Genomic DNA, 24,577 nt, shown 5'->3' with positions numbered 1-24,577 from the left:
TTCGGAAACGCGGCAAACAAAACGTAGAGCCCGATTTTGAGTCCAGCAAAATCGGAAGGGCTCTACGGCCGGGGTTACACTAGTCCTCGGCCTTGTCCAATCCGTAATAGGTATGCAGGGCCCGAACTGCAAGTTCTGCATACTCTTCATCGATCAGGACGGAGGTCTTGATTTCCGAGGTCGTGATCAACTGGATGTTGATTCCCTTGTCCGCGAGCGCCTTGAACATCGAGGACGCGACGCCCGCATGGCTGCGCATACCGACGCCCACGACCGAAATCTTGGCGCCGCCCTTGGAGCCGGAAATCGATTCGTATTCGAGTCCGGGCGCAGATTTGAGCACCCGCATCGCCTTGTCGAACTCGCTGTCGGGGATGGTGAAGGTGATGTCCGTGTGTGCGCCATCGTCCGAAATGTTCTGAACGATCATATCGACGACGATATGCGCATCCGCGAGCGGCCCGAACACGGCGGCGGCGACGCCGGGCCGATCCTTGACCTTGCGCAAGGTGATCTTAGCCTCCGCCTTGGCCAGCGTTACGCCCGAAACGATCTGCTTTTCCATGATCTCATCCTCATCACAGACCAGGGTGCCCGTCGCGCCCCAGTCCGAACCCGGCGCGTTTTCCGCCTCCGGATCGTCAAAACTCGACCGCACAACGAGCCGTACGCCCTGCGCCATCGCCAACTCTACCGACCGCGTCTGCAGCACCTTGGCACCCAACGAGGCCATTTCGAGCATTTCCTCGAAGGAAACGCGCTCGAGCCGGCGGGCTCGGGGGGCGATGCGCGGGTCGGTGGTATAGACTCCGTCGACATCGGTATAGATATCACACCTGTCGGCCTTGACCGCAGCGGCCACGGCGACCGCAGAGGTGTCGGACCCCCCGCGCCCGAGCGTCGTGATCCGGCCCTTGTCGGAAATCCCCTGAAAGCCGGTGACGACCGGCACCCAGCCATCGCTCATGCGCTCGTCGAGGTTTTCCGGGTCGATGCCCGTAATGCGCGCCGAGCCGTGCGTATCGTCGGTATGGATCGGCACCTGCCATCCCGCATAGGAGCGCGACTGGACACCGAGATCCTGCAAGACGATCGCCATCAGGCCCGCAGTCACCTGCTCACCCGAGGCGACCACCGCGTCATATTCGCGGGTATCGTGCATGGGCGCGGCTTCGGTGCACCAGTTGACCAGTTCGTTGGTCTTGCCCGACATCGCCGAGACGACCACCGCAACCTCGTTGCCCGCGTCGACTTCGCGTTTGACGTGGCGCGCCGCGTGCCGGATGCGTTCGATATTGGCGACGGAGGTGCCGCCGAACTTCATGACTATGCGCGCCATTACGACGTCCTGGAGAATGTGCTTACTGCCGTAACGGACCGTACGGTTTTCGGAGCGGTGAGTACGACAATGTTGCGGTTTTCGCAATATGCTGCGGCACCGGTGCGCTTGACTTGCAGCTTTGCCGGGCGCAGGTGAGGGACAAGGTTGCAATCCAGGGTGCGTATCATGACCACGACCACCATCAATCCCGAGGAAATCGGCAAGTTCCACAAGATGGCCGAGGAGTGGTGGGACCCAACGGGCAAGTTCAAGCCGCTCCACAAGTTCAACCCCGTCCGCCTCGCCTATATCCGCGAAAAGGTCATCGCCCATTTTGGCCTCGACGAGAAGGCCATGCATCCGTTCAAAGGCTTGCGTTTCCTAGACATCGGATGCGGCGGAGGGCTCCTGTGCGAACCGATGGCGCGGCTTGGAGCCGATGTGGTAGGTGCGGATGCAGGCGAAAAGAACGTCAAGATCGCCGCGCTCCATGCCCACGAGGCCGGGCTCGAGATCGACTACCGCGCGACGACCGCTGAAGCGTTGGCCGAAGCCGGCGAGCAGTTCGATGTCGTCTTGAACATGGAGGTGGTCGAACACGTCTCGGACGTGCAGCTCTACCTTGAAAGCTGCTGCAAACTCGTCAGACCCGGCGGGCTGATGTTCGTTGCCACGATCAACCGCACCGCCCGCGCCTATGCGCTCGCCATTATCGGCGCCGAGCGCATCCTGCGCTGGCTGCCCAAGGGCACGCATCAATATGAAAAGCTGGTGACGCCGGAGGAGATTACGTCGATCACCAAGCGCAGCGGCATGCGGGTGATCGACAAGACGGGGGTGACGTTCAATCCGCTCAAGGATGAGTGGGGCAAGAGCCGGGACATGGCGGTGAATTATATGCTGCTGTTGGGGAAAGACGCTTAGCGCCGTAAATCGATCAGGCCCGCCCCGGTCGGCCGAAAACCGCAGGCGCGGTAAAACCCTTCGAGATGCGGCTCGAAATCCACGTGCAGCCAGTGGGCGCCTCGGGACCGGGCCAACGTCTCAGCCGCTTTTACGAGTTGTGTCGCAATCCCCCGCCGGCGAAAATCCGGATCGACGCACGTATCGAGAATGAACGCGTGAATGCCGCCATCCCAGGCGATGTTGACGAAGCCGATCAGGCGTTTCTCATCGTAGGCACCGACATGCCCGAGACTGCGTTCGAGGATCGGCGCGAAGCTCTTTGGCCCACGATCTCCCCACGCACGCTCCCAAAGCACGCGCATGTCCGCATCCGACGGACAGGGATCGGTGCGCAGCGTAACCGTCAATTATGCTCGTCCGGCACGTGCGGGAGCGGCATGAAGTCGATGCCGTCCTCAATGAGCGAGGCGACCTCGTCACGCGAGGCCTCGCCATAAATGCCACGCGCTTCGGCTTCGTTATAGTGGATCTTGCGCGCTTCCTCGGCGAATTTGTCGCCGACATAATCGGCGTCCGCCGTGAGCTTGTTGCGCAAAGCCCTCATGGCTTCGAGCATTTTGACCCGATCAGGGTGGCCGGCGGACAGCGACACTTTCTCGCTTTCGCCCGAACGCGACAATGCGGGCGCCATCAGCGCCTTTTCCACCTTGGTGGAGTTGCACACCGGGCAGGTCAGAATGCCCTTCTTGGCCTGGTCCTCATAGGCTTCCGCATTGCGGAACCAGGCGTCGAACTTGTGATTGGTTTCGCAAATGAGCGAATACTGGATCACGTCCTTACTTCCCTGACATCTCGGCCTACTGAGCGGCCTTTATATTGGTGCCGAGCGTAAAATCCCGGCCGTTTTCGAGCTGCGGCACCCTTTGCCGCGCGGCGGCGATCCGGTCAAGCTCCAGATCGGCGAAGATGAGGCCCGCCGCATCGCCATCAGCCTTCGCGATCACCTCGCCCCAAGGCGCAACAACCATTGAATGGCCGTAGGTCGACCGGCCATTCTCATGCGCCCCGCCCTGCGCCGCCGCGAGGATGAAGCACCCTGTCTCGATGGCGCGGGCGCGCAGGAGGATCTCCCAATGCGCCTCGCCTGTCGGCACCGTGAACGCCGCAGGCACCGCAATAACCTGAGCCCCGGCTTGCGCCAGCGCGCGATAGAGCGCCGCGAACCGCACATCGTAACATATGGTGAAGCCAAGCGAAAAAAGCGAGGTCTCGGCGATGACCGCCGTTTCACCACCCCGATAGGTCGCACTCTCGCGGTAGGCTTGCTGACCGGGGATGTTGGCGTCGAACAGGTGAATCTTGTCGTAATAGGTTTGCAGCGTGCCGTCGGGCGCAAAGAGCAGCGAACGGTTGGCGAACCTGCCGTCATCGAGCGCCACCGCCATCGAACCGATATGGAGGTAAAGCGCGTTCTCTCTCGCGATCTCTGAAAGCCGCGCGACAGCACTGTTGTCCTCAAATGGCTCGGCGCGCGCTTCGAGCATGTCGCGGTTCTCCGCGAAAAAAACGCTCATTTCCGGCGTCAGCACATATTCTGCGCCCCCCGCCTTCGCGCTCTGCGCAATATGCGCGATCACAGCGAGATTAGCCTCAGGCGTAACGCCCGAATTCATCTGCGCAACAGCGATGCGGACCGTTTCGCTCACGCGGCGGTTCCCTCGATGAGCGGATCGAGCTTGCCCTGACGGTCAAGCGCGGCGAGATCGTCATAACCGCCCACATGCGTTTCCCCGACGAAAATCTGTGGCACGGTGCGCCGGCCGTGGGCCCGCTGCGTCATCGCTTCGCGCAACGCGGGGTCGAGCACGGTCGTTTCCTCGAACGCCACGCCCTTCTTGGTGAGAAGCGCCTTGGCGGCATAGCAGTACGGACATGTCGGGGTTGTGTAGATTTCGACCTTGTTCATTGTTGCGTGATCCTGATCCAATCGGACAATTATACTGTCATATCCGCGTCGGACACAACGCGTGCGAAGCTCAGAACGTCCACGTGGGTCATCCCGGCCCGCTTGAGCGCCTTGGCGAGCGCCCGCGCGGTTGCGCCGGTGGTCATGACGTCGTCCACGAGAACCGCGCGTTTGCCGGCGAGCTTCTCAAGCGCCTTGAGATTGACGCGAAAGGCGCCCTCGACATTGCGCGCGCGCTCGCGGGCGCTCAGGCCCACCTGCTGGCTCGTGCGCCTGTACCGCACAACAAGGTCGGTATTGACCGGGCACTTTGCAAGCCTCGCAATCGCCCGCGCCAGTTCGGTCGACTGGTTGTACCGCCGCGCAAACTGCCGCATGGGGTGCAGCGGGACCGGGACGAGCACCGCATCCTCGTCCAGAACTTCATAACCCGCAGCCGCCATCATCCGCCCACAAAAGATCGCAATCTCGGGCCGGTCGCCATATTTCATCTTCGAGACGAGCTGACGCGCGAGATCGGTATAGGCCACCGCCGAACGTGCGCGATCGAACGGCGGCGGGTCCGCGATGGCCTGCGCCGAAACCGCGCCTGCCCCCATATCGGCGGCAAACGGCAGCCCGAGGATCGGGCAGAGCGGGGGCGAGATCGGCACGAGCTTGCTCCAACAGGCCGCGCACAAACCGTCCGGTGTTCCAACTGCAGCGCCGCATGCGAGGCAAATGGGCGGAAACAGCTGATCGAGCGCGGCACGGCCAACCGCGCCCAGGATCGACCCAAGCCGTTGCATTGAACCGGTTTTGACAAGCTCCGCCCCACTCTCCATAAGACCGATACTGACATGGTCAAGGCCAAGGACCAATCGCGAAATGACCCAAGCTCCGCTCGTCTTCGACCGTCCGCTACTTGCCCGGCGGCAGGCCAATCGTGGTGGCGCGGGCGATTTCGTCACCGATCTGGTCCATGCCGACCTTGCCGACCGGCTTGCGCCGATCCTGCGCGGGTTCAAAACCGCGCTTGTCATGGGACCGGACGCCCGCCTTCTGCCCGATACGACGCGTTCGGAAGACGGCGAGATCGCCTTCGAGAAGGTCTCGACGCTCGTCGCCGATACCGGCTATCCCCTCGCCGATCCCGAAGCGCTCGCCCTGCCACGAAACGACTACGATCTCATCGTGTCTCTTCTCGACCTCGAGATCGTCAACGACGTGCCCGGCTTTCTCGATTCCGTCCGGCGCCACCTCGTACCCGACGGGTTATTCGTGGCCGCCGCCATCGGCGGGCGCACGCTGACGGAATTGCGCGACGCCTGGCTTGCCGCGGACGTCGAACTGACCGGTGGGGTTTCCCCTCGTGTCGCCCCGATGATCGACGTACGCGATGCGGGCAGCCTCCTCCAGCGCTCGGGCTTCGCGTTACCGGTGACCGACCTCGAAACCCACGTGGTACGCTACGCCAACCCGCTCGCGCTCATGGACGAGTTGCGTGCGTTGGGCGTCACCAACCCGCTCGCGGGCCGCGACGGGCGCATCGTGACACCGCGCCATTTGATGCGCGCAGCCGAAATCTACGCGGAAAAATTCTCCGACCCCGATGGCCGCGTCCGCGCCACGCTCGAAATCCTTTGGCTCTCGGGGTGGGCTCCGCATGAAAGCCAGCAAAAGCCCTTGAAACCCGGTTCGGCTACAGTGAGCCTCAAAGACGTCCTCAAGACCAAATTCGATGACTGATTTTTTGACCCTCCTCAAGCACCGCCGCTCCGAACGCGCATTCGGCGCCGGACGCATCGCCAGATCCGACGTCGAGCGTCTGCTCTTTGCCGCACAGGGCAAGACCGGCGCACCCGACAAGCGGACGATTCCCTCGGCCCACGGTCTCAACCCGCTCCGGCTGTCGCTCACCGCCGGCGCCGTCGACGGTCTCGAGACTGGGCTTTACGCCGTCGATCCTGCTTCGCTCGCGCTCGAGATTGAGGAACGCTCCGACATCCGTGCTGCGCTGGAGTCCGCCGCAATCGACGACCAGCCCTGGATCGGCGCCAGCGCAGCCATCATCACGATCAGTGCGGATTTCGGCGCCCTCGCCACGCATTTTGCCGACCAGCCTGGGCTGGGCATGCGCGGCACGCGCTATGGGTTGATCGAAGCGGGCGCCTGCGCGCAGACCATGCATCTTGCCGCCTGCGATCTCGGGCTGTCCTCGATCGTCATCGCCGGCATCAACGAGGATGCGACCGCGCAGGTACTGGGGCTCAAAGCGCCGGTCGCGCCGATTGTTCATGTGTGCATCGGTCCGCCAAGCGCAGCAAGCGGATGATGCTTGATCGCGATGACTTGCGCCCCCGGCAATCGGCGTGTAGCAATGACGCCATGAGCACCCGCGTCCTTCTTATTGCCAATCTTTGGCTCCTCGGCCTTACCAAAAGCCGGGGCGCGCGCGTTTGATCTGATTTTCGTAAAACCGCTTGCTGCACCGGCCCCGTTTAACGGGCTGGGACCGGCTGAGCGGCATCCAGTTCCGGCGGGGATGTTTCAAAAAGGCTCCTCCCGAATGTCCAATACCGCCGACCAGACGATAACTCCGCCCCGGATCGATACGCTGGGCTACGGCCTCGCCATCGCGGGCGCGGCGCTATTTTCGACCAAGGGTATTTTCATCAAGCTCGCCTATGCCAACGGCATCGGCCCTGAAACCATCCTGGCGCTGCGCATGATCGTCGCGCTCCCGGTTTACCTGCTCATTGCCGCCCTCGTTCTGTTCCGCGAGCTGCAAATGCGCGCGAAACTGAAACCCGGCCCCGTATTCGCAGCGGCGAGCATTGGCATACTCGGCTATTACGTCGCGTCCTCGTTCGACTTTTGGGGACTTTCCTTCGTAACGGCGCAATATGAGCGCCTGGTGCTCTTCACCTACCCGTTCTTCACGCTGGCGCTCGGCGTGATGTTTTTCGGCGATACGATGAACTGGCGGACCGTTCCCGGCCTTTTGACGTCTTACGCGGGCTTGCTGGTCATTTTCGGATGGAACCTCGCAGCCAACCCAAGCGGCCTGGTGGAAGGCACGATACTGGTCCTGCTTTCGGGGCTCACCTTCGCGCTTTTTCAACACCTTGCGAAAAAAAGCATGAACCACATCGGGGCACGGCTGTTCACCTGCATCGGCATGAGCGCCGCCGGTATCGTCGCCATTGCGCACAACACAGTTCAGCACGGCATAACGAGCTATGCCGGCATTTCGTCCGAAGTCTGGGTTTACGGAGTGTGCCTCGGCATTCTCGGCACCGTGCTGCCAAGCTTCCTGCTCAATACCGCAATCAGCCGGATCGGCGCACGGGCCGCGTCGTCGACAGGACCGTTCGGACCGGTCGTGACCATCGCGCTCGCGGTCCTGATCCTCGGCGAACCCTTCACCCGGTATCACGCCATCGGAACCGTATTGGTCATTCTGGGCGTGCTGTGGTTTTCCCACGCGGAGCAGAACGGCAAGCGGCCGCTCGCGGCGGCCTGATCAGAACGTGGGATCGTAGTTGAAATAGATCGGGTTCGAGAGCGCGACCGTGTTGCCACTCTGCGCCATCGAATTGGGCACTTCGGGAAAGGGCGTCTGCGGGCCTTCGATTTCGACGCGGTAATAGGCCCGCGCGCCTTCCTCCGGCGTATCGGTGAAACGCACTGAGCGGGTTTCCGCGTCGGTTACGAAGCTGCCGAACTCGTTCCTGTTCTTGATGACTTTCACCGCGTAGCACGCGCCGGGAATGCCGCCGCCCGCTAGCCGCACCTCGAAGGTGACCGGCTTGCCGCTGGGTTTGACATTGTCTCCCATCATCGTGTCCATTTCCCCGTCTCCATCGACGTCGGCGTAAAGCTCGACGCGCGGGTTACAGGGATTGGCGCTGACCGAAGCGCGGCCCCGCACCAGCGCGTCTAGAATGGCATCCTTGGTCCGTTCCACCGCAAAGATCCATGTCGTCGGCGTGCCGACATAATTGGCCGTCGCTTCGATGGATTGCGGCGTGGTTTGCTCGGGTGTATCGGGCACCCCGTGATGGGAGTCGCTGCCGCCCCGCGCCCCGAGCATACGCCCGGACAAAAGCATGTCGTCCCAGATTCGCACGCCGGGAATATTCTTGGGCCAGACGCTGGTGTTCCAGATCTCCACCGAATCCGCGATATCGAAGGAATAGCCGTAGTGGTTCTTGGTGCTCGGGTGATTGGCCGAGAAGTGAACGCCCAGTTCGTTTTTGAGCGCGAGCAAATCCCAGTCGCGGGCATCGCGGGCATCGAAAACCCGTTGATGGTCGTAGGGTTCGGTCGAGAGGATATTTATGTGCCCACGCGGCGCCGTCAGCTCCGCACCGTAAAAAAGGAGCACCGAATCCGAGCGGTACTCCGGATCCGCCCAGGTATTGTTGGCGACGTCGCCCCAGACGTGAATATCGTGGTCGGTGATCGCAAGATAGTCGAACCCCATCTTTTCGGCGAAACCGATGATCTTGGCTTCCGGATTGTTGGTCGAATCCGTTGAGTGCCGCGAATGCATGTGCCAATCGCCCTTGAGCCACACGCCGTCGGTCAGGCTGGCCACGGGCGGAAGGGTCTCGGGGATTTTGGGGGTCATTGAATACGATCCATGAGGTTTGGCGTCAGAGCAGATCGCACAACGGCGCGATCAGCGGTTCGTCGGCAGCGGGCATGGGGTATTCGCGCAGGCGCTGCGGCCTGACCCATTTGAGCGCCGAATGCTCGTGCGCAACGGCCATGCCCTGCCATTTGCGGCAGACGTAAAGCGGCATGAAGAGATGGAAGTCGTCATAGGTATGGCTGGCAAAGGTGAGAGGGGCGAGACAGGCTTCCTTAGTCTCCACCCCCAATTCCTCACGCAGCTCGCGGATGAGCGCGGCTTCTGGCGTCTCGCCTTCCTCGACCTTGCCGCCAGGAAATTCCCAAAGCCCCGCCAACTGTTTGCCCTCCGGACGCTGGGCGATGAGCACGCGGCGGTCCGCGTCGACAAGCGCGCAGGCGACGACAAACACGGTCTTCATCACGCGGCTCCCTGCGGCAGGCGGCGGTAGTGATAGGGATAGCGGAAGGTGAAGCCGGCACCCAGATAGAGCGCGAGGGCGGGCGCGTTGGTCGCGAGCACCTGGATCGCGGCATGCCGCGCGCCGTTTTCGGCAACCCAGCTCAACCCCGTCGCCATGAGCCGGCGTCCGAACCCCTGCCGACGGCGCCCGCCATCGGTGACCACGTTGAGGAACACGCCGATCCCTTCGGACTGCGCGCACAAAAGCGAGGCAACCGGCGTGTCGTCATCGCTGCGCAGGATGAGACCCGCCGCGGGAACGTCAAGCTTGGCGAATATGGCCTTGAGCATCTCGGCGGTCGCAGGATCGTAGCCTTGAAGCTGCACCTGAGCATCGAGAAACGCCGCATCGGTCACCCGAACCACCGAAACGTCTGCATCGAATCCGGACGTTTCATCAAGCGGCATATCGAGCACGAGGCTCGGTTCGTAGAGCTCCCATCCACGCTCGGCCAACCGCGAGAAGGTGGCCCGGCCCGTTAGCGGCGTAACCCGGAAGACCGGGGGAAGATTGTGCTTGGTATAGAGCTCGGCGAGCCTGTCGATTCGGGCGCCGGCGTCCTCGTCGTCCGCGGGGTCCATGCAATGGATGGAATTGGCTCGCTTGGTATAGCCATTCGCGAAGCGGGCCTGCCAGGCGCCGTCGCGCACGGTCTCGAGCGCTGGCCAGGCCGCCAGTGTCGCGGCTTCGATGTCGGCAACCGGCACAACCATGATCAGCTCCGGTAACTGCCGTTGATATCGATATAACCATGCGTGAGGTCGCAGGTATAAACCGTCGCCCGGCCCTCCCCGAGCCCCAGATCGACGCCGATCTCCAACTCCTCGCCCTTCATATACGCGCTGGCGTCCTCCTCGGAATAATCCGGCGCACGCTCGCCGTTCCGCGCCACGACGATATCGCCGAAAGAAATCGTGAGCCTGTCGCGGTCCGCCGGCTGCCCGGCCTTGCCCACCGCCATCACGACGCGCCCCCAATTGGCATCCTCGCCCGCAATCGCGGTCTTGACCAGCGGCGAGTCGGCAATCGCCCGCGCGATCTTCGCGGCGCTTTCATCGCTCTGCGCGCCGGTCACGGTGACGGTGACGAATTTCGATGCACCCTCGCCGTCGCGCACGACCTGAATGGCGAGGTCGAAAAGCACGTCCCCGAGCGCTTCGCCAAACACCTCGGCACGCGGATCATCGCGGCTTTCAATCGGCGCGACGCCTTCGGCCTTACCGGTGGCGAAGGCCAGAAGCGTATCGGAGGTCGAGGTGTCGCTATCGACCGTGATCGCATTGAAGCTCGTTTGATTGTGCCGTGCGAGCAGCGCCTGCAGCACCGGCGCGACAATCGGCATATCGGTGAAAACGAAGCTCAGCATCGTCGCCATGTCCGGCGCGATCATGCCCGAGCCCTTGGCGATGCCCGAAATCTGGACCGTCACCCCATCGATCTCGCAGCTAGCCGTAGCGAGTTTAGGGAAGGTGTCGGTGGTCATGATCGCCTTGGCCGGCTCCATCCAAGGCGCCGGAGCGAGACGGCTGGCCATGTCCGCAAGCACGCCCTCGAACCTCGATGCATCGAGCGGCTCGCCGATGACCCCGGTCGACGCGAGGAAAATTTCGCCGGTTTCGCAGCCAACGGCCTCGGCGGCGATCTTCGCGGTCAGCGAAACCGCGTCCTTGCCCTTGACGCCCGTGAACGCATTGGCGTTCCCTGAATTGACGACAAGCGCCCGCGCCACCCCGCCCGAAAGCGCCTCACGGCACCAGTCGACCGCAGCGGATGGGCAGAGCGAACGGGTCAATACCCCCGCAACGACCGTCCCCGGATCGAACACCGCGAGCAGCACATCCGTACGCCCCTTATACCTGATGCCCGCCTCCGCCGTCGCAAAACGGACGCCGGAAATTTCGGGCAGGTCGGGATAGGACTTGGGAGCGAGGGGGGAAACCGGCGAGGCCATCAACAGCAATCCGAACGAAAAGCAACGGCGTCCGGTTTGCCTCATTCGCCGGGGCGGTGCAAGGGGCATGCACACCCCTTACCCGCCGCTTCATACGCATCTTAGCGTTTTGCCGGCACTTGGATGAAGCGCCCGAAGGTCTTCTGGATGAAGGGCGTAAGCCCGAAAACGATCATCGGCACCATCATGGGCACAACAACCAGCGTAATCTGCCAAATCGCCCACCCTGCAGTAAGCGGCAGGACCACGTACAGGAGCGCGGTGATGATGGGATAAACGCCCAGCATCATAATCAGCGAAAGCCGGACCCGGGAGGGGACGCGTTGCGGCGCCTGCTGTCTGGATCCCGATACCGCGGACGCATTGCCGTCGGCCGAAGCGACATGGGTGTGGGACATCGAAGTCATCGGAGGATCTCCTTAAACGAAACGGTACGTTCCGTTATATAGCGATACGGACCGTTCCGTTCAATTGTGAATTGCGCTAGACTGCGCGCAACAGGATGGCGAGCGTCCCGGATGGTCTCGTCAAGGGGATGACGACCCATGTTGGAGGAGACAATGACCTGGAAAGCGGGCGTATGATGGAGCAACCAGTCGGGGCCAGACGGGCCTCAATCGGCGCGCGGCGCAATCCGGCCAGCGAAAAGGCAATACTTGACGCAGCAGCGGCGATCCTGGCTGAGGGTGGTCTGTCGGGCTTTTCCATCGAGGCGGTGGCACGGCGCGCACGGGCCGGCAAACCGACGATCTATCGCTGGTGGCCGAACCGGACCGCATTGCTGCTCGACGTCTACCACCGCTCCAAGCATGTCATTCCCGACCCGGATACCGGCACCCTCGAAGGCGATGCCCGCATGTTCCTCACCAATCTTCTGGATTTCTGGAACGACCCCGCCAACGGCACTGTCTTCCGCTCGATCATCGCCGAGGCCCAGAGCAATGCGGACGCCATGGCCGCACTCCAGGCATACCTTGACGACCGGCACGCCTATCTCGCCGGGATTATCGACAGGGCGCGCGCGCGCGGCGAGGTCCGCGCCGACCTCGACAGTACCGCGCTGGGCGAGTGGCTGGTTTCGTTTGCCTGGCATCGGCTCCTGACGGACAGGATCGAGACGAGCCCTGCCGAGATCGAAACGGTGATCAAAACCTTCGCCGCAGGCGCCGCCCCCACCTCGAAATAAGAATGCCGTCCGGCGGAACCGGACGGCATCGCATAAAGCGGGAGAAGTCGAAGCGGTCTAAAACCCGCCCTGCTCCTCAATGGCAGTGGCGAGCTCTTCGTCGGTAATCTCGATCTCGGTATTGGCCTTGAGTTCGCCGACAGTGTCCTCAAACGTCTGGTAGAGAACCTGCTGAGCCAATTGGCCCTGCACCTGCTCGAGCGGCGGCATTTCGGTTTCGCGGCGATCTTCGAGCTTGATCAGATGCCAGCCGAACTGTGACTGAACGGGCGAAGACACTTCACCAACTTCAAGCGCGAACGCGGCATCCTCGAAGGGTTGGACCATCATCCCCTCAGTGAAATATCCCAGATCGCCACCATTGGCCGAGCTGCCGTCCGTCGAATAGGCAAGCGCCGCCTGTTCGAACGCCATGCCGCCGGCAATTTCTTCGGCGATTCGATTGGCCTCTTCCTCGGTCCCCACCAGAATGTGGCGAGCGCGGACTTCGGTCTGCGGCTCGAATCCTGAAGCGGCATCGTCATAAGCCTGCCGCACCGCCTCCGGTGTCACGGAGGCTTCGATCACGTCCGCAAAGTACGCCCGGCGCAACGCGCGGTCTTCGAGGTAATTGAGCCTGCGGGCGAAAATCTCGCTCTGGTCGAGTCCCTCTTCGCGCGCCGCATTGGCCATCACCTTCATGTCAATCAGAACGCTGAGGAGAAAAGCGCGGCGTTGCCCGGCCGGAATCTGCTGAAGATCCTGCGCCAGATCCTCCGCGGCAAAATTGAGATCGGCCTCAGTGATGTCCTCGCCTCCAACGGTCGCAAGCACGGTATCGGGCGACACCTGCTGGGGTGCGGGCGCCGCATCCTGCGCGGCGGCGGGGAGCGTCAAAACCGCGGCACCGACGACAAGCGAAGCGGCGAGGGTCTTGAGGATGGATGAAAACATGAATATCTCCTCGTTGCGCCAAGCTCCCCAAAAGCACTCGGCAGTTCAGCTTGCAGACACCCGTTAATGGCCGGTTTCTTTATGAAATGCCAAGGTCTGCGGTTGGCTGCGAGGTGTGGCCCATTTTGCCAGCGTTGACAACCCTACCGGGCACTCTTACATCTGCTCCCGCGCTTTCCCGGGCCTTTCGCGACAGCCCGAGTTCACGACAGTTACCATCGCCCAAGGATAACAATTTCATGGCTATCGCAGCGCTTGCCCGCAAGCTTTTCGGTTCTGCCAACGACCGGCGGATCAAACGCTACCAGCCGCTCGTGACCGCGATTAACGCAAAAGAAGCCGATCTCGAAAAGCTCTCGGACGAGCAATTGCGCGACAAGACGGCCGAGTTCCGCCAGGAACTTGCCAACGGCGCGAAGCTGGACGACCTAATCGTCCCGGCATTCGCGACGGTCCGCGAAGCGGCAAAGCGCGCGTTGGGCATGCGGCATTTCGACGTACAGCTCATCGGCGGCATGGTTCTCCATGAACACGCCATCACCGAGATGCGCACAGGTGAAGGCAAGACGCTGGTCGCGACCCTCGCTGCTTATCTCAATGCGCTCGAATCCAAGGGCGTCCACGTCGTTACCGTCAACGACTACCTCGCCCGCCGCGACTCCGAGTGGATGGGCAAAATCTACCGCTTCCTTGGCCTAGAGGTCGGGGTGATCGTTCACGGGCTCACCGATGCCGACCGCAAGGCCGCCTACGCCGCCGACATCACCTACGGCACGAACAATGAATTCGGCTTCGATTATCTGCGCGACAACATGAAATATTCCCGCGCCCAGATGGTTCAGCGCGGACACAATTTCGCGATCGTCGACGAAGTGGACTCGATCCTGATCGACGAGGCGCGCACGCCGCTGATCATTTCGGGCCCCTCGCAGGATCGCTCGGAGCTCTATAAGAGCATCGACAAATATATGCCGATCCTCACCGAGGAAGACTATACCATCGACGAGAAGCACCGCTCGGCGACTTTCACCGACCAAGGCATCGAAAAGCTCGAAGAGATTCTGACCCGCGACGGTCTCATCAAATCGGGCGGGCTTTACGACATCGACAACGTCTCGATCGTCCACCATCTTAATTCCGCGCTCAGGGCCCACAAGATTTTCCAGCGCGACAAGGACTATATCGTCCGCAATGACGACGTGGTGATCATCGACGAATTCACTGGCCGCATGATGCCTGGCCGACGCTTCTCGGAGGGTCTGCACCAGGCGCTCGAAGCCAAGGAGAACGTCAAGATCCAGCCCGAGAACCAGACGCTGGCCTCGATCACCTTCCAGAATTATTTCCGGCTCTACGACAAGCTGTCGGGCATGACCGGCACGGCATCGACCGAAGCTGCCGAATTTGCCGATATCTATAAGCTCGATGTGGTGACCATCCCGACCAACCTGCCTGTGGCCCGCATTGACGAGGACGACGCAATCTACCGCTCGGTCGAGGAAAAATTCGACGCGATCACCGATCTCGTCGTCGAATGCCGTGAGCGCAAGCAGCCGGTCCTGGTGGGCACGACCTCCATCGAACGCTCCGAGCAGGTTGCCGACCACCTGAAGAAAAAGGGCGTCAAGAGCGTTCAGATCCTGAACGCGCGCCACCACGAGCAGGAAGCCCAGATCATCGCTCAGGCCGGCGTACCCGGCATGGTGACCATCGCCACCAACATGGCGGGCCGCGGCACCGACATTCAGCTTGGCGGCAATCTCGAAATGCGTCTCGCCAATGAGGCCGAAGGCCTCGAAGGCGAAGCGCTGGAGAAAAAGACTGCCGAGCTCAAGGCAGAGATCGAAAAGGCAAAGGCTGAAGCCATCGCCGCCGGCGGCCTGATGGTGATCGGCACCGAACGCCACGAATCCCGCCGCATCGACAACCAGCTGCGTGGCCGTTCCGGACGTCAGGGCGACCCCGGTCACTCGAAATTCTTCGTCTCGCTGCAGGACGATCTGATGCGCCGGTTCTTCCCCGAGCGCATGGAGAAGATCCTGACCTCGCTGGGCCTCAAAGACGGTGAGGCGATTTCCGACAGCCTCGTCACCAAGGCCATCGAGCGCGCCCAGACCCGCGTCGAGGCGCACAACTACGACATCCGCAAAAACATCCTCAAATACGACGACGTGATGAACGATCAGCGCAAGGTGATCTTCGAACAGCGTCTCGAACTGATGGATGACGATAACGTCTCCGAGACCATCGCGGAGATGCGGCACGACGTCGTGGACACGATCGTTTCCAAAGCGTGCCCGCCCAAATCCTTCCCCGAACAGTGGAACGTCGAACAGCTCGAAGCGGCCTGCAAAACCTATCTGGGTATCACCCCGCCCATCAAGGAGTGGGTGGACGAAGAAGGAATGGACGTCGACACGCTTACCGAGCGGCTCACCAGGGCTGCCGACGAACACGCTGCCGCCAAGGCCGCGCGGTTCGGCCCGGACACCATGCGCCAGGTCGAAAAATCGCTCCTCTTGCAATCGATCGACGGGCTCTGGCGCGACCACCTCGTCACCCTCGACCACCTGTCCAAGGTGATTGGCTGGCGCGGCCTCGCCCAGCGCGACCCACTCAATGAATACAAGCAGGAAGCTTTCGAGCTTTTCGCGCAGCTCCTGAACAATCTGCGCGAACTCGTCACCACCCAGATGAGCCATGTCGAACTGCAGGTGCGCCAACCCGCGCCGCCGCAAGCGCCCGACCCCAGCCAGCTGCAGGAAACCCATATCGACCCAACGACGGGACGTAACGAGGTTGAGGATGAAAAGGTGGGGCCAAAGGGTACGTTGACGCCTGAACAGATGGCGCAAACCCGTCGCAACGACCCCTGCCCCTGCGGATCGGGCAAGAAATTCAAGCATTGCCACGGTGCGTACTGACTTCGCCGAAGTTGAAGGAAGTCTTTGAACCCCGCCGCGCAATCGGCGGGGTTTCTTATTTATTAATCTTAGGTCCAAATTTAGCTAAATATCGCGCGTCGACCTAAGGACTGTTTCAGCGATCCGTGGCAGAGTACTGCGCTCAAGATTGGGGAGGCTGTTATGCCCACGAGACCGGCGAACGCCTCTCGGGGGCTTGCGGCATACCGGTCGTGGAATGCCGGGCAGTACCCAAAGGAGTGTTGATATGGCCATCGGTCAGATCACAATCAGCGCCGCCGACTGGCTCGCCGCCAGGGTTACCGATCGCCTGGCGATAACGGTGGCCGCAAGCCGGATGGACGAGGCTGCCCAACTCGGCGGCAACGTTGCGGTTACGCCGTCTGAGGAAGATGGCCAAAGCCAGCTCGACCAGCGCCGCCAACAGCGCTCTATCCTCGCCGCCCAGGAAAGCTACCGACGCGTCGCCGCTCGCATCAAGTCCCGACTTGCCAACCGGACCGAGACCGAGCCCGCCGGATCGAGCGAAAGCGCGGGCGATGCGAATGGCCGGGCCAAACTGCTCGAAGGCTTACGCGACAATCCCAAACTCGCTGCAACGCTGATCGCTGGAGACGCGAGCGAGGCCAAGGCCGATAAACCCGCAACACCCGCCGACACGGCGTTCATGTCGCCAGACACCGATCAAGAGCAGCGTCTCGAGGCCGCGACCGGGCAAGACAGCGAGGACGCCGATAACGCCGGCACCGAAAAAGCCGATCCCTTGAGCACCTGGGAAGCCGCTGAGGCCCGCGCCGACGCCATTGCAGCGGACGCGGTATTCCGCAAAGGCCTTTGGGCGGACCTTTTCGAGAATGCGGATGCCCCCACCGATCACGTTCCAGTTGTGGAAGACTAAGCGTCCCATCGCAATCGTCACGGGAACCCGCTAACCTCCTAAGCCGTTGAAAAACACCCAGCGGCCCCGGGGGATTATTTGACTTACGAACAGATTGCGCTTTTCACCCTCATTGCCCTGGTTCTGATCGGACTGCTTTGGGGCAAATGGCGTTACGATATCGTCGCGTTTTCGGCGCTCATCGTCGGCGTTGTGATCGGTGCCATCCCTGCCGAGACCGCCTATACCGGCTTTGGCCATGAGGCCACAATTATCGTTGCGCTGGTCCTTATCGTTTCAGCTGGCCTGAGCCGTTCGGGAGCGGTCGACCTAATCGGCCGCGTAGCCGTGGATAGCGGGCGCAGCCTCGGACAGCATATCGCGATCACCGGCACAATCGCCGGCGTGCTTTCAGCCTTCATGAACAATGTTGCAACCCTCGCGCTTTTCATGCCCGTGGATATCCAGGCAGCGAAAAAGGCCGGACGCAGCCCTGCATTGTCATTGATGCCGCTGTCGTTCGCGACGATCCTTGGCGGTCTCGTGACCCTGATCGGGACGCCGCCCAACATCATCATCGCAGCCTACCGCAATCAAGCTCTGGGTGCCTCGTACTCCATGTTCGATTTCGCGCCCGTCGGCGCGGCATGCGCCATTGTCGGCATTGCATACGTTGCGCTTATCGGTTGGCGCCTGATCCCCGCGCGCGGCGGCAAGACCGATGGGACCGAGCCCGCGCCCGAGGATTTCATTGCCGAACTCATCGTCGCCGAGGGGTCCAAGGCGGTCGAACAGAAAATGCGCGATCTCGATGCGCCAGCGACCGAACACGACTGCGCGATCCTGGGGCTCGTACGCAAAGGCAAGCGCTTGCCAGGCCGCGCCCGCAACGAGGTGATCGCACAAGGCGATATCCTGATCGTCCTCGGGTCGGCCGAGGCGATCGAAGCACTCGCGGGCGCGCTCGGGCTCCGCCATCAAGGCAAGGCCGGCGAGATTGCCGAGGTAACATCCGAAATGACCCTCGCCGAAGTCGTCATCCCCCGTGATACCGGCCTCGTGGGCAGGCGCGCCAACGACGTTTATCTCCTGCGCGGCCGTGGCCTGTCGCTCGTCGGGTTGAGCCGGGAAGGCCGCAAGATCAGCGAGCGCATCCGGACGACGCCGCTGCAGGCTGGTGACGTCATGTTGTTGCTCGGTACCCCCGAAGCGATTCAATCCTTCACCCACCGCTCGGGCACGCTTTCATTGAAGCGCGGGGAGCGCGCGCTCACCCGTCACGAAAAGGCCTGGGGCGCCATCGGCATGTTTGCCGCGGCCATCGCCGCGGCAGTCATGGGGTTCGTTCCGCTGCCCATCGCCCTGGGTGCCGTCGCAATGGGCTTCGTCCTCTTTGACATTCTGCCACTGAGGGACCTCTACGACTCCGTAGAATGGCCAGTGATCGTGCTTTTGGGATCGATGATCCCCATCGGCATCGCGCTCGAGGAAACCGGAGGTACGCTCATCATCGCCCAGGCATTGGCGGACATAAGCATGGGCCTGCCCGCCTGGGCCGCAGTCACACTCGTCCTTGTTGTCACCATGACGCTTTCGGACGTCCTCAACAATACCGCCACCGCCGTCGTCGCCGCCCCGATCTCGGTGCAGCTCGCGCAGACCCTGGGGGTCAACCCCGATTCCTTCCTGATGGCAGTCGCCGTGGGTTCGAGCTGCGCGTTCCTCACTCCCATCGGGCATAAGAACAACATGCTCATCCTCGGTCCTGGCGGCTACCGGTTTGGCGACTACTGGCGTATGGGCCTGCCGCTCGAAGTGATCGTCACGGCAGTCGCGGTGCCGATGATCATGCTCGTCTGGCCGCTATGAGGAGGGTGGTGCGGCCCGTATGCCCCCGGGCCGCACCGCTGGCAAGGACTAGAAGTCCTGCCAATCCTCGCTGATGGCGGCGTTGCCATCGATCCCGTAAAGTCTGGCCGCCGTGCGAGGGGACCGCGGCGGCTGCGTCCCGCTTGCGGAGGGCGTATCCGCCTCCGTTTTGAAAACGTCCACGATCCTGTCGAGCTCGTTGGCTTGCGCCTCGGTCTGCGCGATCGCGCTGTTTGTCTCCTCGACGAGCGCCGCATTGTGCTGCGTCATCTCGTCGATCTGGCGCACGGAACTGCTCACTTCGCGGATCGTGCCTGCCTGCTCCTGATTGGCTGCCGCGATCTGTTCGATGAGGGTCCGGTTTTCCCGGATGTCGTTGAGCATATGCGCGACCTTGTCCGCCGCCTCGGCAACGAGCTTCGAGCCGCCCTCGACCTCGTCGGCGCTCTTTTCGATCAGCGCCTTGACCTCCGCGGACGCGTCCGCCGCACTCTGGGCCAGCCTGCGCACCTCGATCGCTACGACCGCGAACCCCTTGCCGGCTTCCCCGGCACGCGCGGCTTCGACCGAAGCGTTGAGCGCGAGAAGATTGGTCTGGAACGCGATATCGTCGATCATGCCGATGATATTGGAGATCTGACTCGCCGACTGCGATATGCGGTCCATGGCACTGTTGGCGCGATCCATGACGAGGCCGCTCTGCTCGGCGGCATCCGAGACGTCGCCGGCCTTGGCGTTCGCGGATTTTGCCCGCTCTGCGTTTTCCGCAACGGTCGCGGAGAGCTGCTCCATGGCCGCGCTGGTTTCTTCGAGCGCGGCAGCCTGCTTGGTCGTCCGCTCGGCCAAATCTCCAGACCCGGCGAGGATTTCCCCCGTCGCCGTCCGTAGCGAGGCCGATGATTGCCGCAGCTGTCCGACGATCTCGGTGAGCCGGTCGGCCACGGCGTTGGCGTTGTCCTGCAGATCCTTGAAGGCGCCCTTGAACTCGCCCGTCATCCGCCCGGACAGGTCGGCATTCGCCAATGCCGAGAGCATATCGCCGGCCTTGGCGATCCCGGTTCCGACGAGCGTCATGAGGTTATTGATACTATCTCCGAGAGCCTGAAGAGACTGATCGTGCGCCTTCATCTGGACACGGCCTGAAAAATCGCCGTTCTCGGCTGCCGCAACGACGTCGGTGATCTGCCGGTTGAGGTCGTGACACTCTTCGGTAGTCTTGTCGAAATACGTACTGACGGCGATGTCCATATCAAGGAGCACGCCCTTGATGAGAGCCGCCAGGCTGCTGGCAAAGTCCTCCATGTCATGCTCAGTAAAGCCGCCACCAAAACCGAAGCTTCGCTTACCCGATACGGCCTTCTTGAAATAAGCGGCGCTTACGCGCTTGATCAGCTCCTCAACGATGAGAGCATAACCGCCGATATACCATTTCGGCTCGAGCCCGATACGCGCATGCACCTGTCCAATGACGTTACTGCCCTTGAAGTATGCCTCATCGAACCGGCCAGCGGCGATGGATTCCCAATGCTGGCTCTGACGGCTCCGTGCATGCTCTATATGCGCCGGATCGGAGAAGAACTGTGACACTTCTGGCACGGTGACCAGTTTTTTATAGAACGTATCGAGCGCGCCACCGATATGGTCGGCAACAAGCGGCTGCAGTGAAGCAATCCGCTCGACGGACGCGGCGTCCATTCCCATGAATTCAAGACGCGCATCCAGCGCGTCGACCCGGCTTTGCTGCACCTATTGTCTCCCTTGAAAAGTAACCGATCCAGCCGAGCTAGTGCTTTCAGGGTTAATCAAGATTTACTTTTCACAGGGCGTTTCAAATCTGTGCGCGAAGTGGATATGGCATGCGCATTCAGGATAACAATGACCATAAAAGGCATCCGGGCTAGTTGTTCTGCACAGTGATTTTGACAGGTTGCACGGCCTTGCCTCCCCCCGCCGTCATGCCGGGGCTTGTCCCCGGAAACCAGCCACGCGCTGTCCAGCGCGTGGAAGGACTCGTCCTTGTGTTCAAACGAACCGGGTAATCAGCGCCCGGTTCGCACGCACAAGGTCCTGTGCACCTGGCAATGGATCCCGGGAACACGTCCCGGGGTGACACGGTGGTGGGGGAGGCACGGCTTTGCCATGAACCGGACAGCAGTACGTTTGACGCGAGGATGACGGCGGAGTGAAGGAGAGATCGTGCAACCTGTCAAAATCACTGTGCGAGTTCCGCTAACCCGCGTTCGAGGCAGTCTCGCCCGACGCCGTTTCGGTATCCTCGACGGCCTCTTCGCCGCCACCGAACGGACTCAACAGCGTATCGAAGAAACCATTGACCGCATCGTTGAGCGCGTCGCCCCGCGCCTCGGCGGCGGCCTGAGCCTCCGCCCTGCGCTGCTCGGCCGCAAGCGCCGCCGCCTCGGCCTCGGCAAGCCGGGTTATTTCAGCATTGAGCGCCCGCGCGTCGGCCTGCTGCTTGGCCATGAATGCGGTCACGATCGCCTCATCGGCCCTGACCGGCGGACATGAGCCGGCCATACTGGCCGCGGCGGCGGCGGCTGACGGTTGCACGAAGACATAGCGCCCATTGCACACATCCCATGCCGGCGGCTGCTTGGCGACTTCGAAATAGTCGTAGCCTTCCTTGATATTCTGCCAGAAATCCATGTGCGGGCTCTCCTGGTGCCGCGCGAGATTTTCAGGCGTCATCCGGAAGGGGAAGATCTGTACCTCGAAATTGCGCTGCCCACCCTCGAAGGCTTCGCGCGCGAGCGCATAAATTTCGGTGATCTGCTCGTCTTCCATGGCGTAGCACCCGGCCGAAGAGCATGCGCCATGGACCATCAGATGAGACCCCGTGCGGCCGTGGGCACGGTCGAACTTGTTCGGAAAGCCCAGATTGAACGCGAGATGATAGTTCGAATTGGGGTTCATCAGCCCCGGCGTGATCGTATAAAATCCCTCGGGCGCCTGCCGATCGCCTTCGGCGAATTTGGGGCCCAGCTCGCCCGACCACGCACAGATGTCGTAAGTATCGAAGAGTTTATAGGTGCCGTCGCTGGCCTGCTTCCAGACCTCGAGCTTGGCCTCCTCCTTGAAAATCCGCACCATCATCGCGGCACCGGGCGAGGAACCTATCGAGGCAAGCTTGGATTCGGCGACACGCGAGAGCGGAATCAGATGACGCCCATCGCCTTCAAGCGGCGAACACGCGATAACAAATGCGCCCACGACCAAAGCGGCCAGCACCGTGCGGATGATAGAGACGACCATTTATGCCCTTGCCCTAGTAGCCCGCCCCCAAGAGCCAACCATCGCGCCTTGATGGTTAAGACGGGGTAAGATTTTCGCGCGCCCGAAGCACAAATCCGCGCAATTTGCAAAAAAATCCCGCTCAATTTTAGGAGAGCGCGGTCCCCATGGCCAGGAATTTTTCGCGCCGGTGTTCGCGGATCTCCAGCGGGCCGTAGCCTTTCCCGAACGTATCGACGAACGAAACGATCTGCTTCTTCGCCTCCGCGATCACGACATCGGGCTTGCGGTGCGCTCCTCCAATCGGCTCATCGATGATGCCGTCGATAATGCCCATCGAAAGTAGGTCTTGCGCCGTGATCTTCTGCGCCGCCGCCATATCCTGCGCGCGGCCCGCATCGCGGAAAAGGATCGCCGCGCCGGGCTCGGGCGAGATCACCGAATAGATCGCGTGTTCGAGCATGAGGACCTTGTTGGCCGTCGCAATCGCAATCGCCCCGCCCGAACCGCCCTCGCCGATCACCAGCGCTATATTGGGCACGCCGAGTTCGAGGCACTTTTCGGTCGAGCGCGCAATCGCCTCGGCCTGTCCCCGCTCTTCCGCGCCGATACCCGGATAGGCACCGGCGGTATCGACAAACGAAACAACGGGGAGTCCGAACCGGTCGGCCATCTCCATCAGGCGCACCGCCTTGCGGTAGCCCTCGGGCCGCGCCATGCCGAAATTGTGCTTCAATCGACTTTCGGTGTCGCTGCCCTTTTCCTGGCCAAGAATGGCGACGGGGTGCCCGTCGATCCGCCCGAACCCGGCCTGAATTGCCGGATCCTCTGCATATTTGCGGTCGCCGGCAAGCGGCGTCCACTCGGTCACCATCGCCTTGCAATAATCGGAGAAATGCGGGCGCTGCGGGTGCCGCGCGACCTGCGTTTTCTGCCAGGGGCTAAGCTTTCTGTAGATATCCTTGAGTGCGTCGTCGGCACGCTGCTGAAGCCGCAGCACCTCGTCGGAAATCGAGACTGCGTCATCGGTCTGCGCAAGGGATTTGAGCTCGGCGATCTTGCCTTCGAGCTCAGCGACCGGCTTTTCGAAATCGAGATATGACTGCATGCACTCTGCCCGGTTTTTCGGGCAACCTTCTCATTTTTCTTAAGGCTAGACCAGACCTGGAAGACCGTCCGGTGCGGGCGGCTTTCGCTATGCCCCCAAAGTGGCGCGAAAGTGTCTAGATCGTGGGGGATTGTCAAGAACTGCTCTCGCTCAATGGATGCCGTGTTTCCAAAAGGTCGCGCAAATGTTCATCGAGGACATGGGTGTAAATCTGCGTTGTCGAGATGTCCGCGTGGCCTAAAAGCATCTGCACTACCCGCAAATCCGCGCCATGCTGCAGCAAATGGCTGGCGAAAGCATGCCGGAGCGCATGCGGGCTGACCAGTGCTGCCGATAATCCCGCCCGCGCGGCCAATGCTTTCAAATCTCGCGCGAACACCTGCCGCGCCAGATGCCCCTCTGCACCCGAGGCCGGAAACATGAACCGCGTCTTCTCGCGCTTTTCGAGCCACCCCATCAGCGCGTCGCGCGCGCGGTCGTTGAGCGGCACGATCCGCTCTTTCCCGCCCTTGCCGGTGACCGTCAGATAGCTCGCATCCCGCATCAGCGCCTTACGCTCGAGCGCCACGAGTTCGGAAACGCGCAAGCCGGTGGCGTAGAGCAGTTCAAGCAACACATAGAGCCGAAGCGCCTTTTCCTCGCCCCTGGACGCTTCCTCTTCGGCAAGCGCAAGCAACCTGTCGACATCGGCAACGCTCATCACCTTGGGCAGCGGCCGGCCCGGCTTGGGGCTTGCGATGATCCGCGTCGGGTCGTCTTCACGAAGACCGTCCGAAACGAGAAACCGGTGGAACTGCCGGATCGCGCTCAACCGCCGCGCCTGCGAGCTTGCGGCGAGCCCCTGTGCTTCGAGCCCGGCGAGGTAATCGGCCACCGCCTCGCGCGGCGCACCAAGCGCCCGCTGCCCCTTGGCCGCGAGCGCGCCCAGATAGTCCTCAATGTCCCGTCTGTAGCTCGCAATCGTATTGGCTGCCGCACCGCGCTCGGCGCTCATCATTTCGAGGAAGGCCTCAAGGATATGGTCCTCGGAGCTCATTGCCTGTTGCTCTCGGCCAGAAGCGCGGAGGTGGGCACGCGGACAACGACCTCCTTTTCCCGCGGCTCGACGAAAACCATGAGCGCGAACATCCCCGCATAGGCGAGCCCGACGATAAAGGCGGTCAGAATAAGGAGGCGGAACAGTGTAGGCATGGCCGGACCTTACTC

At 61.9% G+C, this 24,577-nt stretch carries 25 protein-coding genes; 8 read left to right on the top strand and 17 right to left on the bottom strand.

Features of this window, described 5'->3' with window-relative positions; genetic code table 11:
* Positions 1-79: 79 nt before the first annotated feature.
* Entirely contained in the window at positions 80-1,339 is a 1,260-nt protein-coding gene (locus LG281_RS14140) for an aspartate kinase (protein ID WP_404401776.1), read from the bottom strand.
* Between the two features lie 168 nt (positions 1,340-1,507).
* Between LG281_RS14140 and ubiG the strand changes: the two genes are divergently transcribed.
* Positions 1,508-2,245, top strand: a complete 738-nt coding sequence (ubiG, locus tag LG281_RS14135) for a bifunctional 2-polyprenyl-6-hydroxyphenol methylase/3-demethylubiquinol 3-O-methyltransferase UbiG (RefSeq protein WP_404401774.1) — start codon at positions 1,508-1,510, stop codon at positions 2,243-2,245.
* Here the strand turns inward: ubiG and LG281_RS14130 are convergent.
* The 5 genes from LG281_RS14130 to LG281_RS14110 are packed head-to-tail and all read right to left on the bottom strand — an operon-like array spanning position 2,242 to position 4,981.
* Positions 2,242-2,589 (bottom strand): GNAT family N-acetyltransferase, encoded by a 348-nt coding sequence (locus LG281_RS14130; protein WP_404406756.1) that lies wholly within the window; start codon positions 2,587-2,589, stop codon positions 2,242-2,244. The genes ubiG and LG281_RS14130 overlap by 4 nt on opposite strands.
* A 41-nt stretch (positions 2,590-2,630) precedes the next feature.
* Positions 2,631-3,059, bottom strand: a complete 429-nt coding sequence (locus tag LG281_RS14125) for a DUF1178 family protein (RefSeq protein WP_404401772.1) — start codon at positions 3,057-3,059, stop codon at positions 2,631-2,633.
* Between the two features lie 25 nt (positions 3,060-3,084).
* Positions 3,085-3,933: a carbon-nitrogen hydrolase family protein gene (locus tag LG281_RS14120; RefSeq protein WP_404401770.1), complete on the bottom strand. Its 849-nt coding sequence runs from the start codon at positions 3,931-3,933 to the stop codon at positions 3,085-3,087.
* Positions 3,930-4,193: a glutaredoxin 3 gene (grxC, locus tag LG281_RS14115; RefSeq protein WP_404401768.1), complete on the bottom strand. Its 264-nt coding sequence runs from the start codon at positions 4,191-4,193 to the stop codon at positions 3,930-3,932. Before grxC ends, LG281_RS14120 begins: the two co-directional genes overlap by 4 nt.
* Positions 4,194-4,222: 29 nt before the next feature.
* Positions 4,223-4,981, bottom strand: a complete 759-nt coding sequence (locus tag LG281_RS14110) for a ComF family protein (RefSeq protein ID WP_404401766.1) — start codon at positions 4,979-4,981, stop codon at positions 4,223-4,225.
* Between the two features lie 79 nt (positions 4,982-5,060).
* Here LG281_RS14110 and LG281_RS14105 point away from each other — a divergent pair, with 79 nt between their 5' ends.
* From LG281_RS14105 to LG281_RS14095, 3 genes are all read left to right on the top strand, one after another.
* On the top strand, positions 5,061-5,921 hold the full coding sequence (locus LG281_RS14105) for a methyltransferase domain-containing protein (RefSeq protein WP_404401764.1): 861 nt from the start codon (positions 5,061-5,063) through the stop codon (positions 5,919-5,921).
* Complete coding sequence (locus LG281_RS14100) at positions 5,914-6,507, top strand: SagB/ThcOx family dehydrogenase (RefSeq protein WP_404401761.1); 594 nt, start codon at positions 5,914-5,916, stop codon at positions 6,505-6,507. Before LG281_RS14105 ends, LG281_RS14100 begins: the two co-directional genes overlap by 8 nt.
* A gap of 234 nt (positions 6,508-6,741) precedes the next feature.
* Entirely contained in the window at positions 6,742-7,698 is a 957-nt protein-coding gene (locus LG281_RS14095; protein WP_404401759.1) for a DMT family transporter, read from the top strand.
* On the opposite strand, the gene LG281_RS14090 is transcribed toward LG281_RS14095, so the two are convergent.
* From LG281_RS14090 to LG281_RS14070, 5 genes are all read right to left on the bottom strand, one after another.
* A complete protein-coding gene (locus LG281_RS14090) occupies positions 7,699-8,808 on the bottom strand; it encodes a CehA/McbA family metallohydrolase (RefSeq protein ID WP_404401757.1) in 1,110 nt (369 codons plus the stop codon).
* 25 nt (positions 8,809-8,833) lie between these two features.
* Positions 8,834-9,232 carry a (deoxy)nucleoside triphosphate pyrophosphohydrolase gene (locus tag LG281_RS14085; RefSeq protein ID WP_404401755.1) on the bottom strand — a complete coding sequence of 133 codons (399 nt, stop codon included), beginning with the start codon at positions 9,230-9,232 and terminating at the stop codon, positions 8,834-8,836.
* A complete protein-coding gene (locus tag LG281_RS14080; protein WP_404401753.1) occupies positions 9,232-9,987 on the bottom strand; it encodes a GNAT family N-acetyltransferase in 756 nt (251 codons plus the stop codon). Before LG281_RS14080 ends, LG281_RS14085 begins: the two co-directional genes overlap by 1 nt.
* A 2-nt stretch (positions 9,988-9,989) precedes the next feature.
* Positions 9,990-11,225 (bottom strand): bifunctional glutamate N-acetyltransferase/amino-acid acetyltransferase ArgJ, encoded by a 1,236-nt coding sequence (gene argJ / locus LG281_RS14075; RefSeq protein WP_404401751.1) that lies wholly within the window; start codon positions 11,223-11,225, stop codon positions 9,990-9,992.
* Between the two features lie 101 nt (positions 11,226-11,326).
* Positions 11,327-11,632, bottom strand: a complete 306-nt coding sequence (locus LG281_RS14070) for a hypothetical protein (protein ID WP_404401749.1) — start codon at positions 11,630-11,632, stop codon at positions 11,327-11,329.
* A gap of 173 nt (positions 11,633-11,805) precedes the next feature.
* Here LG281_RS14070 and LG281_RS14065 point away from each other — a divergent pair, with 173 nt between their 5' ends.
* A complete protein-coding gene (locus LG281_RS14065) occupies positions 11,806-12,411 on the top strand; it encodes a TetR/AcrR family transcriptional regulator C-terminal ligand-binding domain-containing protein (protein WP_404401747.1) in 606 nt (201 codons plus the stop codon).
* Between the two features lie 57 nt (positions 12,412-12,468).
* Here the strand turns inward: LG281_RS14065 and LG281_RS14060 are convergent, their stop codons facing one another.
* Positions 12,469-13,344, bottom strand: coding sequence for a peptidylprolyl isomerase (locus LG281_RS14060; RefSeq protein ID WP_404401745.1), 876 nt, complete (start codon positions 13,342-13,344; stop codon positions 12,469-12,471).
* 239 nt (positions 13,345-13,583) lie between these two features.
* On the opposite strand from LG281_RS14060, the gene secA reads away from it, so the two are divergent.
* From secA to LG281_RS14045, 3 genes are all read left to right on the top strand, one after another.
* Complete coding sequence (gene secA / locus LG281_RS14055) at positions 13,584-16,268, top strand: preprotein translocase subunit SecA (RefSeq protein WP_404401743.1); 2,685 nt, start codon at positions 13,584-13,586, stop codon at positions 16,266-16,268.
* A gap of 247 nt (positions 16,269-16,515) precedes the next feature.
* Positions 16,516-17,166 carry a hypothetical protein gene (locus LG281_RS14050; protein ID WP_404401741.1) on the top strand — a complete coding sequence of 217 codons (651 nt, stop codon included), beginning with the start codon at positions 16,516-16,518 and terminating at the stop codon, positions 17,164-17,166.
* Between the two features lie 78 nt (positions 17,167-17,244).
* Positions 17,245-19,014, top strand: a complete 1,770-nt coding sequence (locus LG281_RS14045; protein ID WP_404401739.1) for an SLC13 family permease — start codon at positions 17,245-17,247, stop codon at positions 19,012-19,014.
* Between the two features lie 48 nt (positions 19,015-19,062).
* Here LG281_RS14045 and LG281_RS14040 read toward each other — a convergent pair whose 3' ends face one another.
* From LG281_RS14040 to LG281_RS14020, 5 genes are all read right to left on the bottom strand, one after another.
* Positions 19,063-20,760, bottom strand: coding sequence for a methyl-accepting chemotaxis protein (locus LG281_RS14040; RefSeq protein WP_404401737.1), 1,698 nt, complete (start codon positions 20,758-20,760; stop codon positions 19,063-19,065).
* 483 nt (positions 20,761-21,243) lie between these two features.
* A complete protein-coding gene (locus LG281_RS14035) occupies positions 21,244-22,284 on the bottom strand; it encodes a L,D-transpeptidase family protein (protein WP_404401735.1) in 1,041 nt (346 codons plus the stop codon).
* A gap of 127 nt (positions 22,285-22,411) precedes the next feature.
* On the bottom strand, positions 22,412-23,371 hold the full coding sequence (locus tag LG281_RS14030; RefSeq protein ID WP_404401733.1) for an acetyl-CoA carboxylase carboxyltransferase subunit alpha: 960 nt from the start codon (positions 23,369-23,371) through the stop codon (positions 22,412-22,414).
* Positions 23,372-23,504: 133 nt separating this feature from the next.
* Positions 23,505-24,407, bottom strand: a complete 903-nt coding sequence (locus tag LG281_RS14025; RefSeq protein ID WP_404401731.1) for a site-specific tyrosine recombinase XerD — start codon at positions 24,405-24,407, stop codon at positions 23,505-23,507.
* Positions 24,404-24,562: a histidine kinase gene (locus LG281_RS14020; protein ID WP_404401729.1), complete on the bottom strand. Its 159-nt coding sequence runs from the start codon at positions 24,560-24,562 to the stop codon at positions 24,404-24,406. Before LG281_RS14020 ends, LG281_RS14025 begins: the two co-directional genes overlap by 4 nt.
* Positions 24,563-24,577: the final 15 nt, after the last annotated feature.

Source organism: Pelagibacterium halotolerans (assembly GCF_044811015.1).
Taxonomy (GTDB): Bacteria; Pseudomonadota; Alphaproteobacteria; order Rhizobiales; family Devosiaceae; genus Pelagibacterium; species Pelagibacterium halotolerans_A.
This window is presented reverse-complemented; position numbering and strand designations above follow the sequence as displayed.

Excerpts from the sequence above, each read along its gene's own strand:
- LG281_RS14140 (WP_404401776.1), bottom strand. The coding sequence starts at position 1,339 with ATGGCGCGCATAGTCATGAAGTTCGGCGGCACCTCCGTCGCCAATATC.
- ubiG (WP_404401774.1), top strand. The coding sequence starts at position 1,508 with ATGACCACGACCACCATCAATCCCGAGGAAATCGGCAAGTTCCACAAG.
- LG281_RS14130 (WP_404406756.1), bottom strand. The coding sequence starts at position 2,589 with ATGCGCGTGCTTTGGGAGCGTGCGTGGGGAGATCGTGGGCCAAAGAGC.
- grxC (WP_404401768.1), bottom strand. The coding sequence starts at position 4,193 with ATGAACAAGGTCGAAATCTACACAACCCCGACATGTCCGTACTGCTAT.
- LG281_RS14110 (WP_404401766.1), bottom strand. The coding sequence starts at position 4,981 with ATGCAACGGCTTGGGTCGATCCTGGGCGCGGTTGGCCGTGCCGCGCTC.
- LG281_RS14105 (WP_404401764.1), top strand. The coding sequence starts at position 5,061 with ATGACCCAAGCTCCGCTCGTCTTCGACCGTCCGCTACTTGCCCGGCGG.
- LG281_RS14100 (WP_404401761.1), top strand. The coding sequence starts at position 5,914 with ATGACTGATTTTTTGACCCTCCTCAAGCACCGCCGCTCCGAACGCGCA.
- LG281_RS14095 (WP_404401759.1), top strand. The coding sequence starts at position 6,742 with ATGTCCAATACCGCCGACCAGACGATAACTCCGCCCCGGATCGATACG.
- LG281_RS14090 (WP_404401757.1), bottom strand. The coding sequence starts at position 8,808 with ATGACCCCCAAAATCCCCGAGACCCTTCCGCCCGTGGCCAGCCTGACC.
- LG281_RS14085 (WP_404401755.1), bottom strand. The coding sequence starts at position 9,232 with ATGAAGACCGTGTTTGTCGTCGCCTGCGCGCTTGTCGACGCGGACCGC.
- LG281_RS14080 (WP_404401753.1), bottom strand. The coding sequence starts at position 9,987 with ATGGTTGTGCCGGTTGCCGACATCGAAGCCGCGACACTGGCGGCCTGG.
- argJ (WP_404401751.1), bottom strand. The coding sequence starts at position 11,225 with ATGGCCTCGCCGGTTTCCCCCCTCGCTCCCAAGTCCTATCCCGACCTG.
- LG281_RS14070 (WP_404401749.1), bottom strand. The coding sequence starts at position 11,632 with ATGACTTCGATGTCCCACACCCATGTCGCTTCGGCCGACGGCAATGCG.
- LG281_RS14065 (WP_404401747.1), top strand. The coding sequence starts at position 11,806 with ATGATGGAGCAACCAGTCGGGGCCAGACGGGCCTCAATCGGCGCGCGG.
- LG281_RS14060 (WP_404401745.1), bottom strand. The coding sequence starts at position 13,344 with ATGTTTTCATCCATCCTCAAGACCCTCGCCGCTTCGCTTGTCGTCGGT.
- secA (WP_404401743.1), top strand. The coding sequence starts at position 13,584 with ATGGCTATCGCAGCGCTTGCCCGCAAGCTTTTCGGTTCTGCCAACGAC.
- LG281_RS14050 (WP_404401741.1), top strand. The coding sequence starts at position 16,516 with ATGGCCATCGGTCAGATCACAATCAGCGCCGCCGACTGGCTCGCCGCC.
- LG281_RS14035 (WP_404401735.1), bottom strand. The coding sequence starts at position 22,284 with ATGGTCGTCTCTATCATCCGCACGGTGCTGGCCGCTTTGGTCGTGGGC.
- LG281_RS14030 (WP_404401733.1), bottom strand. The coding sequence starts at position 23,371 with ATGCAGTCATATCTCGATTTCGAAAAGCCGGTCGCTGAGCTCGAAGGC.
- LG281_RS14025 (WP_404401731.1), bottom strand. The coding sequence starts at position 24,407 with ATGAGCTCCGAGGACCATATCCTTGAGGCCTTCCTCGAAATGATGAGC.
- LG281_RS14020 (WP_404401729.1), bottom strand. The coding sequence starts at position 24,562 with ATGCCTACACTGTTCCGCCTCCTTATTCTGACCGCCTTTATCGTCGGG.